Annotated in this window: 12 protein-coding genes; 10 read left to right on the forward strand and 2 right to left on the reverse strand. The window is 68.3% G+C overall.

The window, feature by feature from the left end:
- The 3 genes from AC0685_RS29180 to nudC are packed head-to-tail and all read left to right on the forward strand — an operon-like array spanning position 1 to position 3,691.
- Positions 1-1,305: a M16 family metallopeptidase gene (locus tag AC0685_RS29180; RefSeq protein ID WP_478228435.1), complete on the forward strand. Its 1,305-nt coding sequence runs from the start codon at positions 1-3 to the stop codon at positions 1,303-1,305.
- Positions 1,302-2,678, forward strand: coding sequence for a M16 family metallopeptidase (locus tag AC0685_RS29185; protein ID WP_478228436.1), 1,377 nt, complete (start codon positions 1,302-1,304; stop codon positions 2,676-2,678). The genes AC0685_RS29180 and AC0685_RS29185 overlap by 4 nt, the downstream gene beginning before the upstream one ends.
- Complete coding sequence (gene nudC / locus AC0685_RS29190; protein WP_478228437.1) at positions 2,678-3,691, forward strand: NAD(+) diphosphatase; 1,014 nt, start codon at positions 2,678-2,680, stop codon at positions 3,689-3,691. Before AC0685_RS29185 ends, nudC begins: the two co-directional genes overlap by 1 nt.
- Positions 3,692-4,014: 323 nt before the next feature.
- Here nudC and AC0685_RS29195 read toward each other — a convergent pair whose 3' ends face one another.
- Positions 4,015-4,377 carry a hypothetical protein gene (locus tag AC0685_RS29195; protein ID WP_395882795.1) on the reverse strand — a complete coding sequence of 121 codons (363 nt, stop codon included), beginning with the start codon at positions 4,375-4,377 and terminating at the stop codon, positions 4,015-4,017.
- On the reverse strand, positions 4,374-4,751 hold the full coding sequence (locus AC0685_RS29200) for a TetR/AcrR family transcriptional regulator (RefSeq protein WP_478228438.1): 378 nt from the start codon (positions 4,749-4,751) through the stop codon (positions 4,374-4,376). Before AC0685_RS29200 ends, AC0685_RS29195 begins: the two co-directional genes overlap by 4 nt.
- A gap of 334 nt (positions 4,752-5,085) precedes the next feature.
- On the opposite strand from AC0685_RS29200, the gene AC0685_RS29205 reads away from it, so the two are divergent.
- The 7 genes from AC0685_RS29205 (at position 5,086) to AC0685_RS29235 (ending at position 12,371) form a co-directional block, all read left to right on the forward strand.
- Positions 5,086-5,328: a hypothetical protein gene (locus AC0685_RS29205; RefSeq protein WP_478228439.1), complete on the forward strand. Its 243-nt coding sequence runs from the start codon at positions 5,086-5,088 to the stop codon at positions 5,326-5,328.
- Positions 5,329-5,592: 264 nt separating this feature from the next.
- A complete protein-coding gene (locus tag AC0685_RS29210; RefSeq protein WP_478228470.1) occupies positions 5,593-6,843 on the forward strand; it encodes an ROK family transcriptional regulator in 1,251 nt (416 codons plus the stop codon).
- A gap of 10 nt (positions 6,844-6,853) precedes the next feature.
- Positions 6,854-8,236: an extracellular solute-binding protein gene (locus AC0685_RS29215; RefSeq protein WP_478228440.1), complete on the forward strand. Its 1,383-nt coding sequence runs from the start codon at positions 6,854-6,856 to the stop codon at positions 8,234-8,236.
- A gap of 4 nt (positions 8,237-8,240) precedes the next feature.
- On the forward strand, positions 8,241-9,230 hold the full coding sequence (locus AC0685_RS29220; RefSeq protein WP_478228441.1) for a carbohydrate ABC transporter permease: 990 nt from the start codon (positions 8,241-8,243) through the stop codon (positions 9,228-9,230).
- A complete protein-coding gene (locus AC0685_RS29225) occupies positions 9,227-10,120 on the forward strand; it encodes a carbohydrate ABC transporter permease (RefSeq protein ID WP_478228442.1) in 894 nt (297 codons plus the stop codon). The genes AC0685_RS29220 and AC0685_RS29225 overlap by 4 nt, the downstream gene beginning before the upstream one ends.
- Positions 10,117-11,382, forward strand: a complete 1,266-nt coding sequence (locus AC0685_RS29230) for a 6-phospho-beta-glucosidase (protein WP_340684376.1) — start codon at positions 10,117-10,119, stop codon at positions 11,380-11,382. The genes AC0685_RS29225 and AC0685_RS29230 overlap by 4 nt, the downstream gene beginning before the upstream one ends.
- The gene (locus AC0685_RS29235; RefSeq protein WP_478228443.1) at positions 11,367-12,371 is read left to right on the forward strand and encodes an N-acetylglucosamine kinase; all 1,005 of its coding nucleotides are present in this window, start codon (positions 11,367-11,369) and stop codon (positions 12,369-12,371) included. Before AC0685_RS29230 ends, AC0685_RS29235 begins: the two co-directional genes overlap by 16 nt.
- Positions 12,372-12,407 lie beyond the last annotated feature (36 nt).

The following is a 12,407-nucleotide window of genomic DNA, read 5'->3' on the forward strand; positions in this document are numbered from 1 at the left end:
ATGGCCGATCCCGAGCTTGTCCGATTCACCCTCGACAACGGTCTGCGCGTGGTGCTCGCGCCCGACGCGACCGCTCCGGTGGTGGGTGTCAGCGTCCACTACGACGTGGGCTTCCGTTCCGAGCCCGAAGGGCGCACCGGTTTCGCGCACCTCTTCGAGCATTTGATGTTCCAGGGGAGCGAGAGCCTGGAGAAGCTCGCGCACTTCCGGTACGTCCAGTCGAGTGGTGGCAGCTTCAACGGCTCCACCCATCCGGACTACACGGACTACTTCGAGGTCCTCCCCGCCGCGGCTCTCGAGCGCGCCCTGTTCCTCGAAGCGGACAGGATGCGGGCGCCGAAGCTGACGCGGGAGAACCTGGCCAACCAGATCGACGTGGTCAAGGAGGAGATCCGCCTCAACGTGCTGAACCGGCCGTACGGCGGGTTCCCGTGGATCCTGCTCCCGCCGGTGCTGTACTCCACGTTCCCCAACGCGCACAACGGTTACGGCGGTTTCGAGGATCTCGAACAGGCCACCCTCGACGACTGCGCGGCCTTCTTCGACACCTACTACTCGCCCGCCAACGCGGTGCTGACCGTCGCCGGTGACTTCGCCGTCGAGGAGGCCCGCGAGCTGATCGAGAAGCACTTCGGCGACGTGCCGCACCGGCCCGCGCCGGAGCGTCCGTCGTTCGCCGAGCCCGCCCCCGAGGGCGAGCTGCGCGGCGAGCACGTGGACCCGCACGCCCCGCTGCCCGCGGTCGGCGTCGGCTACCGCATGCCGGATCCGATCAACGACCTCGACGGCTACCTGGCGAACCTCGTGCTCGCCGGCGTGCTGACCGACGGCGACGGCTCCCGCCTGCAGCAGCGCCTGGTGCACCGCGAGCCGCTGGTCGTCGACATCGGCGCGGGTGCCGGGCTGTTCGGGCCGTTCGAGGCCCGCGACCCGGACACGTTCACCATCACCGCGATCCACCCGCACGAGGTGAACACCGATCAGGTCCTCGCCGCGCTGGACGAGGAGCTGGAGAAGCTGGCGGCCACGCCGCCGGAGGACCACGAACTGAAGAAGGTCACCGCGCGCTGGGCCGCGAGCCTGCACTCCGAGCACGACAAGCTGGTGTCCCGCACGCTGGCCCTCGGCTCGTTCGAGCTCCTGTACGGCGACGCGTCGCTGGTGTACCGGCTCGCCGAGAAGATGTCGGCGGTCACCGCGGAAGCCGTTTCGGCGGCGGCGAAGGCACTGCGGCCGGACTCGCGCGCCGTCCTCGTCATCCGCCCCGGCAGTGGATCTTCAGACCAGGAAGGTACCGAGCAGTGAGCGCACCGCACCGCACCGCCGAGGAGATCGGCCGCACGGCCACCGGGCCTCGTCCGGTCCCGCCGCTGGGGACACAGCGCGCCGTCGCCGATCTGTCCCATGTGGACGCCACGCTGAGCAACGGGTTGCGGGTGCTCGCCGTCCGCAAGCCCACCGTGCCGCTGGTCGAGCTGCGCGTCTGGATCCCGTTCGCCGGTGACGACAAGTTGCACCCGGCCACCGCCGAGGTGCTGGCCGAAACCCTGCTGACCGGCACCGCCCGCCGCGACCGCATCGAGATCGACGCGGATCTGGCGCTGATCGGCGGTGACCTCGCGTCCGGCGTCGACCCGGAGCGCCTGGTCATCACCGGTACCTCGCTGGCCGACGGCCTGCCGACGATGCTCGACGTCCTCGCCGACGCGCTCACCGGCGCCTCGTACGCGGACGCCGAGGTCGAGCGGGAACGCGAGCGGCTCATCGAGCGGATCGCCGTCTCCCGCACCCAGCCGAGGACGATCGCCCGCGAGGCGCTGCAGAAGCACCGTTACGGTGACCACCCCGCGGTGCGCGAGGTCCCGCAGGCCGAAGACGTGGCCGTCGTGACGCCGGAACAGGTTCGCGCGCTGCACCGGGCTTCGGTGCTGCCGCGGGGATCCGTGCTGGTGATCGTCGGCGACATCGACCCGGAGACCGTCATCGGCGACCTGGAGAAGGCGTTCGGCGGCTGGGCTTCGGACCGCTCCGCCGTCCGCCTGCCCGCGCTGCCCGAACTCGCCGGCGGCAACGTCCTGCTGGTGCCGCGCGCCGGTGCCGTGCAGTCGCAGATCCGGCTGTCCGCGCAGAGCGTGTCGCGCACGGACCCGCGGTACCCGGCGCTGCAGCTGGCGAACCTCGTGTACGGCGGGTACTTCTCGTCGCGGCTGGTCGAGAACATCCGTGAGGACAAGGGTTACACCTACAGCGCGCACTCCGGATTCGAGTTCACCGACCAGACCGCCGTGGTGAACGTCGACGCGGACACCGCGACCGACGCGACCGCGGCCGCGCTCATGGAGACGCGGTACGAGCTGGCCAGGCTCGGTCTCGTGCCGCCGACCGCCGACGAGGTCGAGTCGGTGCGGCAGTACGCGATCGGCTCGCTGGTCACGGCGGCGTCGTCGCAAGGAGGCCTGGCCGCGCAGCTGTCCGCGCTCGCCGCGACGGGGCTGGGCGTCGAATGGCTCGCCGGGCATCCGGAGCGCCTCGCCGCGGTCACCGCCGAAGAAGTGGCGAACGCGGCGCTGAAGTTCTTCGCGCCCAAGCGGTTCACCGGTGTCGTCGTCGGCGACGCCGATGTCCTCGCGCCGAAGCTGACGGCGCTGGGCGACGTGGCCATCGGGGAGCCCGCCTGATGGAGACACCGTTCGGGTTGGGGGCGCTCCCGACGCTTTCGCGCTCCACGGCGGACCGTCAGGAATCCTTGCGCACCAACCCGGACAGGCTCGCCGAGCGCTGGTCGAACGCCAGGATCGTGTTGCTCGACGAGCACGCGCGCACCCCGGTGGTGGAGGGTTCCGGCGTGCTCGCGACCCGCAAGTCGCAGGACTTCGGCACCGAGCCGCCCGCGGACGCGGTCTTCCTGGGGGAGTGGCAGGGCACCGACTACTGGTCGATGCCCGGCCGCCCCGCCGGGGAGACCGAGACCGTCGAAATGGCGGGCAGCTGGGGCGTCGTGGAACAAGTCCAGCGCCGCGACGGCGAGATCTGGGTCGACCTGCGCGGCTACGGTGACCTGCTCGACGACACGTCGGCCGGGCTGTTCACCACCGCGCAGGCGCTGCAGGCGTGGCGGCGGCAGGCGAAGTTCTGCACGCGCTGCGGCAGCCCGACCGAGCTGATCCAGCTGGGCTGGGCGAGCAAGTGCACCGGCTGCGGCAGTGAGGAGTACCCGCGCACCGACCCGGCGGTGATCTGCCTCGTGCACGACGACGCCGGCGTCAACGGCGAGCACGTCCTGCTGGCGCGGCAGCCGATCTGGCCGCCGGACCGGTACTCGATCCTCGCCGGTTTCGTCGAGGCGGGGGAGTCGCTCGAAGGGTGTGTCGAGCGGGAGATCCGCGAAGAGGTCGGCGTCGAGGTGCGCGATGTGCGCTATCTCGGCAGCCAGCCGTGGCCGTTCCCGCGGTCGATCATGCTCGGTTTCACCGCCAGGGCCGACATCTCTTCGACGATCGTGCCCGCGGAGGGCGAGATCGAAGAGGCGTTCTGGGTTTCGCGCGAGGAGGTGCGGGCCGCTTTCGCGAACAGTCAGCTGCGGAACGCGGGCGCCGTGCCGACGCCGATCGCCGGCGGTACGCGGCAGCTGGTGCTGCCGGGGAACTCGTCGATCGCGCGCGTGATGCTGGCGGCCTGGGCCGGGGTCTGACGTCTGGCGGGTAGCAAGGGACCTTGCTACCGCTGGGTGCCGGGCCGCGGTGAGCCAGCGTGTGTAGGTAGCTCCTTGGAATCCGGTTGCGGTTGATCCCACGGACTGTCCCCAATGTCACATTGGGGACACTGAGCCCTATCGCTCCTGCCTCCATGCGGAACTGCCTATGTAGGTATGAACCGCAGATCTGGTCGCGCGGTGGGTCGCCGCGTTCGCCCCACTCGCACCAGCAGTCACAACGGCTGCGCGTGAAGGCCCCCTTCCCTCGGCTCAGCCGAGGAAACTCGACCTTCACACCTTGCTGTACTCAGGCAGGTCGGTCAGGCGACCGCGATCGCGTTGTTGACCGCGGTGACGGTCTCGGCGGGATCGTCGACCGTGAGCACGAGGCGGTTGAAGTCCTCGGCCTCGTCGAGGGTGATGACGACCGTGCGGTCGAACCCGGAGACGTTCCAGAACTGCCGGTCGCCGTCGGCGTGAAAGGTGCCGGCGAGCTTGCCGGGGATCCGGAGACCCGGTCCGCGCCAGCCCTTCGGCTCGTCGCGCATCCCTGGGTCGTGTGTCGCGCCGCGTACGTGGGCGAGCGGGAATTCGAGCCGCCGGGTGAATGACCAGACCTTGTCGATCCCCACGGGTTCGACCACGAGCCGGTCTCCGCTGATGGTGACACGGTTGTTGCTCATGCCTTTTTTCCTTCGTCGTCGAAGTCCTGGACGCGGGCGCGGGCCAGCAGCCGTCGTCCCAGCTGGTCGGGGGTCGCCCCGAGGTTCTGGATGACGGCCCGCGCCCGGACGCGCAGCCGCTGGTCGGTGGGTGCCAGTTCGAGCAGCGCGACCAGCAGGATGTCGAGCTGCTCGTCGCGGTCCGCGGCGACGTGTTCCAGCACACGGGCGAACAAGCCGTGCTTGCTGCCGAACGCGCCGTAGAGGCTTCCCCGGTGGACACCCGTCGCCTCGACGAGGTGATCGACCGAAGTCGCGTTGTATCCCCGCTGCCGGAAGACCGCCGCCGCGGCTTCGATCGCTGTCGTCTCATCGAACTGGCGTGGTCGGGCCATGGGTTTGAGAATAGTCATTCAAGAATGACTGGTCAAGAACTTCGTATCGGCCACCCTCCGTGCCGGTACGTACACTCACTGTGCGAAACACGGCAAGCGTTACCTCCTGACGATTTCGGGAGGACCGAAGTCACCTTCGCCGTGGGCGCGGTGTTGCGAAAGCCGCTTTCGCAACACCTCATGAGGCCGCAAGGCGACCGCCGCCGGTTCGCAGGCCGCAGGGGCAGACGTCGAGCCCCGGCGAAGGTTGGTGATTCGCCCTCAAGGCGGTGACGTGTCCGCTATTCTCTTGCTGTCCGTTTCAGGACCATCGAGTTAGGACACTGGGGAAAACATGAAGAACACCTTGCGGCGGCTTGCCGTCGCCGGAGCCGCTGTCGCGGCCTTCGCCTCGATCAGCGCCGTGACCGCGGGAGCGGCGCAGGCCTCGGACTACGAGTATTTCGGTACGTACAGCAAAGAGGACTGCGGGATCACCGGCCACCATGGCCAGATCGCCGGGGACTGGGACGGGTGGATGTGCTACCCCACCTCGCTTCCCTGGGAGTGGGATCTGTACGTGCAGCCCAACTTCTGATCCACCACCGCGTCGCCGAAGGGCCGCTCGGGAGGCTTTGAACCTCCTGAGCGGCCCTTTGTCGTTACTTACCAGGCAAGTCCGCCGCGCGAACACCCTCCGCGTCGGTACGCGTACCCACTGTGCGGAACACGCCAAGCGTTACCTCCCCGTTTCCCCGCGCCGTTGACGGCTGTGGCTCGGCTCACTACAGTCCCCGGAAACCGTCTGTAAAGTTTCCTAACGAAGTCGGGAGCGAGCCAAGTGCGAGCCGGCAGTCCGCGAATGCTGCGCGAGATCAACGATCGCGCGGCCATCGAGGTCCTCCTCAGGGACGGTCCTCTGACGCGCTCCGAGCTCGAGGTCGCCATCGGCCTGTCGAAGCCCGCGACGGCGCAGCTGCTCACTCGGCTCGAACAGGACGACGTCGTCACCAAGGCGGGCGTCCGCGGCGGGGGCCGCGGCCCGAGGGCGCAGCTTTGGCAGGTCAACGGTGGTGTCGCCTACGTCGCGGCGGTGGACCTGACTCCGCGGCAGGCCGACTTCGTGGTCGCCGACGTCTCAGGCGCGGTGCTCGCCGAGTACCAGGTCCCGCTGCCGGTCCACGAGGGCGCGGACGTCGTCGGCACGTTCGGCGCGGCGCTCACCCACGTCGCGAACAGCGCCGGTCTCGCCGCCACCGATCTCCGCCACGTCGTCATCGGCGCCCAAGGTGCCTTCGATCCCCGCACCGGCTTGCTCTCCTCGGCGCCCCACATCCCCGGCTGGCTCGGTTTCGACGTGCCGCGCAGGCTCAGCCGCGAGCTCGGCGTCGAGGTCACCATCGAGAACGACGTCAACCTCGTCGCGATCGTCGAGATGACCGTCGGCCAGGCCGTCGGGCTCGACGACTTCGTGATGATCTGGCTCAGCGACGGCGTCGGCGGCGCGGTGGTGGTCGGCCGCAGACTGTTGCGCGGCGCGACCGGCGGTGGCGGCGAGATCGACTGGATGCGCGTTCCCGATCCGGTTTCCGTTGCCACGCCGAGGGAGAAGCCTCGTGCGGGAGATCGTTTCGGTGATCTCGTCGCCTCTCCGGCCGTCGTCGAGCTGGCCACCGCACACGGCATCGTGGCCGAAACCGGCGCGGACGCCGTCGCCAAGGCTCGGGAAAGCCACAACGAAGCCTTCCTCGACGACCTCGCCCGCCGTGTCGCGGGCGGAGCGGCAGGCCTGATCGCGGTCGTCGACCCCGAACTCGTGCTGCTTTCCGGCGACACCAGCCGGGCCGGTGGCGACGAATTCGCCGCACTGGTCGCGCGAAGGCTGCACGAACTGGTCCTGCCCCGCACCCCCGTCGGGGTCGCTTCGGTGCAGGGCAACGCGGTCCGCGCGGGCGCGCTCCAATCGGCGCTCGCCACCGTCCGACGGGACGTCTTCGGCGTCAACACCCCTTCGCTCCTCGGGCCCGGGCGGTCCGGGGCGGGAGAGCCAAATCCGATCGTGGCGATCCCGGATTCACGAACAGAACCACCGTCTCCCGCCCCAACCAACTAGGAGGAGGGTCATGAGTTCCACGACCCAGGTTCGGAGAAGTGGCCGCCGTCGGCGCGGCTCGATAGTGCTCGGCGCGGTCACCGTCGCCGCACTGGTGTCCGCTTGTTCGGGCGCCGCAAGCGGCCCGAGCGGTGGGGCGGGCGACGCGGCGGCCGCCCCCGCCGCGGACGCGAAGCTCACGCTGACCGTCTACAGCAAGTTCACCGACCGCGAATACAACGTGGTCACCGCCGGGCTCAACAAGCTCAAGGCGAAGTTCCCGAACATCGAGATCAAGCACGAGGGCCAGCAGGACGACGACAAGATCACCCAGTCCATCCGCGGTGGCAACCCGCCGGACGTGGCGATCTCGTTCTTCACCGACAATCTCGGCGCGTGGTGCTCGACGGGCAGCTTCCAGGATCTCAAGCCCTACATCGACCGCGACAAGATCGACCTGACCCAGATCCCGGACGCGGTCCGCAGCTACACCGAATACCAGGGCAAGCGCTGCGCCATGCCGTTGCTCGCCGACGTCTACGGCTTCTACTACAACAAGGACATGTTCGCGGCGAAGGGCGTCACGTCGCCGCCGAAGACGACCTCGGAACTGTTCGAGGCCACCAAGAAGCTGACCGAGTTCAACGCGGACGGCTCCATCAAGGTCGCCGGCTTCCTGCCGTCGATGCCGTTCTACGCCAACATGGCGCAGTACTGGGCCCCGAACTTCGGCGCCACCTACCTCGGCCCCGACGGCCAGTCGCACCTCGCCGACAGCCCCGAGTGGAAGGCGATGTTCGACTTCCAGAAGCAACTGGTGGACTTCTACGGCGGCCACGCCAAGGTCGAGCAGTTCAAGGCCGGTCTCGGTGAGGAGTACTCGGCGGACCACGGTTTCCAGCGCGGCAAGCTCGCGATGATGATCGACGGCGAGTACCGCACCGCGTTCATCAAGGACCAGGCGCCGCAGCTCAAGTTCGGCACGGCGGCCCCGCCGGTGCTCGACAGCAAGCCCGACCGCTACGGCGGCGCGTTCACCACGGGCACGATCATCGCGATCCCCAAGGGCGCCAAGAACCCCGGTGCGGCCTGGGAACTGATCAAGCAGGTCACCCTCGACACGTCGACGCTGGTCGAGCTGTCGAACGGCCTGAAGAACGTCCCGAGCACCAAGGCCGCGCTGACCGACCCGAAGCTCGAGGTCACGCCGGAGTTCAAGACGTTCCTCGACCTGTACAACGGCGGCAAGCTGACGCCGAACCCGTCGACCCCGATCGGCGACGCGCACCTCAAGGCGGTCAACGACTTCGCCGAGAAGTGGCAGGCGGGCAACGTCCCGGACATGGTCGCGGGTCTGAAGCAGGTCGACGCTCAGATCAACGACGAGCTGGCCCAGAAGCGCGCCGGCGGCTGATCGCATGACTTCGACCCTGGATTCCAGGGCGGTCGCCTCCCCTTCCGCGTCCACCCGGACGCGGAAGGGGAACACGGCGCGCCGCCGTCGCACCGTCTTCTACTTCATCGCCCCGGCGATGCTCGGTTTCCTGATCTTCTTCGGCTACCCGCTGATCGCCACGGTGTACTACTCGTTCACCCGGTACGACCTGATCAACGCGCCGGAGTTCATCGGCTTCGACAACTACGTCCGGATGTTCACCAGCGAGCCGCTGGTCGGCACCGCCGCGTACAACACGTTGTGGCTGGTGATCGTCCTGACCGTCTGCCGCGTGGTGTTCGCGCTCGGCGTGGCCTCGGTCATCTCCCGCCTGAAGTCGGGTGTCGGCCTGGTCCGGACGCTGTGCTACCTGCCTTCGCTGGCCCCGCCCGCCGCGGCGACCTTGGCCTTCGTGTTCCTGTTCAACCCGGAATACGGCCCGGTCAACGCGTTCCTGGACTTCGTCGGCATCGACGGCGGGCTGTGGTTCAACGACCCGGCGATGTCGAAGCCGGCGCTGACCCTGCTGGTGATGTGGGGTTCGGGCGAGCTGATGATCATCATCCTGGCGGCGTTGCTCGATGTGCCGCAGGAGCAGTACGAGGCCGCCGAACTCGACGGCGCCGGGCCGATCCGCCGGTTCTGGCATGTCACGCTGCCGTCGATCTCGCCGGTGCTGCTGTTCGGCATCGTCAACTCGATCATCTTCGCGTTGCAGTTCTTCACGCAGGCGATCGTCGCGGGATCGGCCGCGGCGGGCGCGGCCGACGTCGCGGGCAACACGAAGTTCATCGGCGCACCACAGAACTCGACGCTGACCTATCCGGTTTGGCTGTACGTCCAGGGGTTCCGGTACTTCAACATGGGTTACGCGGCGGCGATGGCGGTCCTGCTGTTCATCGTCTCGGCCGGGTTCACCTGGATTCTCGTGCGGCAGCTTCGTAAGTCCCAGCATCAGGAGGAGGGGGCATGACGACACTCGCCGAACGGCGGCCCACCGCCCCGGCTTCCGAACCGCCGAAGGTGCGGATGCGGCGCCAATGGGACAAGAAGCTCTACTGGATCGCGACGCACAGCGTGGGCATCGCGATGGGCGTGATCTTCATGCTGCCCATCCTGTTCGTGTTCCTCACCGCGGTGATGTCCAGCGACCAGGCGCTTTCGTCGAACTTCTGGCCGACGGAATGGCATTTCGAGAACTTCGTCGAGGTCTTCGAAAAGGCGCCGCTGCTGCGGTACTTCGGCAACAGCATGCTGTATTCGACGCTGGCCACCGTCGGTGCGCTCGTCTCGGCGATCCCGGCCGCGTACGCGCTTTCGAAGCTGAAGTTCCGCGGGCAGAACCTGTTCTTCATGCTGACCGTCGCCGCGATGATGCTGCCCCCGCAGGTCACCGTCGTGCCGTTGTACGACCTGTGGGTGCGGCTCGGGTTCACCGGGACACTGATCCCGTTGATCGCGCCGTACTTCTTCTTCGACGCGTTCTCGATCTTCCTGCTGAGGCAGTTCTTCCTCACCATTCCGAAGGACTACCTCGAAGCGGCGAAGATCGACGGCTGCAACGAATTCAAGGCGATGGTCAAGGTGCTGATCCCGATGGCGAAGCCGGGGATCGCGGCCACCGCGATGTTCTGCTTCCTGTTCACCTGGAACGACTATTTCGGTCCGCTGCTCTACACGGGTGAGACCCGGGACAGCTGGCCGCTTTCGCTGGCGATCGCGTCGTTCCGCGGCATGCACCACGTGGAATGGAACCTCACCATGGCGGCCACCGCGCTGATCATGCTGCCGGTGATCGTGTTGTTCGTGTTCGCGCAGAAGTCCTTCGTCAAGGGCATCACATTCACAGGGGTCAAGGGATGAAACTGGCAGTCGTCGGTGGTGGGTCCACGTACACGCCCGAGCTGATCGACGGGATCGCCGGACGGCGGTCCACTTTGGACGTCGACGAGATCGTGCTGATCGATCCGGACGCGTACCGGGTGGAGGCGGTCGGGGACTTCAGCAACCGCTTGCTGAGCCACGCCGGGCATCCGGCGCGGGTGCGCACCACGTCGAGTCTCGAAGAGGGCGTCGACGGGGCGTCGGCGGTGCTGATCCAGCTGCGGGTCGGTGGGCAGCGCGCGCGGCGCGGGGACGAGACGTTCCCGCACGCCTGTGGCTGTGTCGGACAGGAGACCACGGGCGCGGGCGGCCTCGCGAAGGCGCTGCGCACCGTTCCGGTGGTGCTCGACATCGCCGACAGGGTAAGGAAGATCGCCGGGGACGACACCTGGATCGTCAACTTCACCAACCCGGTCGGCATCGTCACCCGGGCGCTGCTGAACGAGGGCCACCGTGCCGTCGGGCTGTGCAACGTCGCGATCCACCTCCAGCGCACGTTCGCGCATCTGCTCGGTGCCGGCGTCGACGACGTCAAACTCGTCCACACCGGACTGAACCACCTGAGCTGGGAACGGAAGGTGCTCGTCAACGGCGAGGACCGGCTGCCCGAATTGCTCGCGGAACACGCGGAATTCCTCGGCGAGCACGTGACCGCGCCGGTCGAGTGGATGCGGCGGATGAACGTCGTGCCGTCGTACTACCTGAAGTACTACTACGGGCACGACGAGCAGGTCACGAAGCAGCGCACCGAGCGGCCGCGCGCGGACGTCGTCAGCGATGTCGAGGAGGAACTGCTGAAGGTCTACCTCGACCCGGAGGTGGTGACCAAACCGGAGCAGCTGGAAAAGCGGGGCGGTGCCTACTATTCCGAGGCCGCGGTGCAGCTCGTGCACGCGCTCACCTCGGGTGGCCCGGCGGAGGAGCACGTCGTCAACGTCCGCAACGAAGGCACTTTCGACTTCCTGCCGGACGACGCCGTCATCGAGGTACCGTCCCTTGTGGACGGTAATGGGCCGCGTCCGATCCCGCAGCCGCCGGTCGAGCAGCGGTTCGCCGGGCTCATCGCCGGGGTGACCGCGTACGAGCACCTCGCGCTGGAGGCGGCGATCAAGGGCGGCCGCGATCGGGTGGCCGACGCGCTGCTCGCGCATCCGCTGGTCGGCCAGTACACCAAGGCGGATCAGCTCGCCGACACGCTGGTGCGGACCAACCGTGAGTTCCTGCCGTGGGCGGGGGCATGACGGCCGGCTCACAGGACGTCGTCGTCGCGATCGACGGCGGCAACAGCAAGACCGACGTCCTGATCGTCTCCCGGGACGGACGGGTGCTCGGACAGTCGCGAGGGCCTGGCGCGTCCCCGCAGAACATCGGGGTCGACGGCAGCGTCCAGGCGCTGGAGAAGCTGGTCCTGGAAGCCCTTCGCGGGGCAGGGCTTCCCGGCGAACGTCCTTTCGCGACACATACGTCCGCCTATCTCGCGGGGCTGGATTTCCCGCAGGAGGAAGCGATCCTGCACGCCGCGCTGGCGGCGCGCGGCTGGAGCGACACGCTGATCGTCGGCAACGACACGCTCGCGCTGCTGCGCGCGGGGAGTTCCGACGGGACAGGGGTGGCGGTGGTGTGCGGCGCCGGGATCAACGGCGCCGGCGTCAGCGCCGACGGACGTGAGCACCGGTTTCCCGCGCTGGGCAAGATCTCCGGCGACTGGGGCGGCGGCTACCGGCTCGGCGAGGAGGTGCTGTGGTGGGCCGTCCGCGCCGAGGACGGCAGGGGCCCCGGTACGGCTTTGAAAGCCGCGGTCACCGCGCACTTCAAGACGTCTTCGGTGCTGGAAGTGGTGGAGCGCCTGCACTTCGGGGAGCTGCACTCCGATTCGATCCACACCCTCTGCCCGCTGCTGTTCGCCGTCGCGGCGGGCGGCGACGAGGTGGCGCAGGACGTGGTCGACCGGTTCGTCGAAGAGGTCGCCCTGCTGGTCTCGGTCATCCTGCGGCGGCTGGAGCTCACCGAGCAAGCACCTGAAGTCATCCTCGGCGGGGGAGTGCTGACCGGGGTCGGCGCGCAGGTGATCGCGGAGATCGAGCGGCGGTGCCTGAAGGTGGCGCCGCAGGCCTCGATCCAGGTGGTCGACGTGGCCCCGGTGGTCGGCGCGGCGTTGTTCGCGCTGGACACCATCGGTGCGTCCGATACCGCCAAAGCCGCGCTGAAGGCCGCCACGAAGCGGGTCTGACGGGTCAAAGCTCGTGAGTGGTAAGGACGGTTCTAA

This window comes from Amycolatopsis sp. NPDC043889, from assembly GCF_056435645.1.

What these genes read in the sequence shown, in the direction of transcription:
- AC0685_RS29230 (WP_340684376.1), top strand. Translation starts at nt 10,117, where the DNA reads ATGAAACTGGCAGTCGTCGGTGGTGGGTCCACGTACACGCCCGAGCTG.
- AC0685_RS29205 (WP_478228439.1), top strand. Translation starts at nt 5,086, where the DNA reads ATGAAGAACACCTTGCGGCGGCTTGCCGTCGCCGGAGCCGCTGTCGCG.
- nudC (WP_478228437.1), top strand. Translation starts at nt 2,678, where the DNA reads ATGGAGACACCGTTCGGGTTGGGGGCGCTCCCGACGCTTTCGCGCTCC.
- AC0685_RS29220 (WP_478228441.1), top strand. Translation starts at nt 8,241, where the DNA reads ATGACTTCGACCCTGGATTCCAGGGCGGTCGCCTCCCCTTCCGCGTCC.
- AC0685_RS29195 (WP_395882795.1), bottom strand. Translation starts at nt 4,377, where the DNA reads ATGAGCAACAACCGTGTCACCATCAGCGGAGACCGGCTCGTGGTCGAA.
- AC0685_RS29225 (WP_478228442.1), top strand. Translation starts at nt 9,227, where the DNA reads ATGACGACACTCGCCGAACGGCGGCCCACCGCCCCGGCTTCCGAACCG.
- AC0685_RS29210 (WP_478228470.1), top strand. Translation starts at nt 5,593, where the DNA reads ATGCTGCGCGAGATCAACGATCGCGCGGCCATCGAGGTCCTCCTCAGG.
- AC0685_RS29215 (WP_478228440.1), top strand. Translation starts at nt 6,854, where the DNA reads ATGAGTTCCACGACCCAGGTTCGGAGAAGTGGCCGCCGTCGGCGCGGC.
- AC0685_RS29200 (WP_478228438.1), bottom strand. Translation starts at nt 4,751, where the DNA reads ATGGCCCGACCACGCCAGTTCGATGAGACGACAGCGATCGAAGCCGCG.
- AC0685_RS29180 (WP_478228435.1), top strand. Translation starts at nt 1, where the DNA reads ATGGCCGATCCCGAGCTTGTCCGATTCACCCTCGACAACGGTCTGCGC.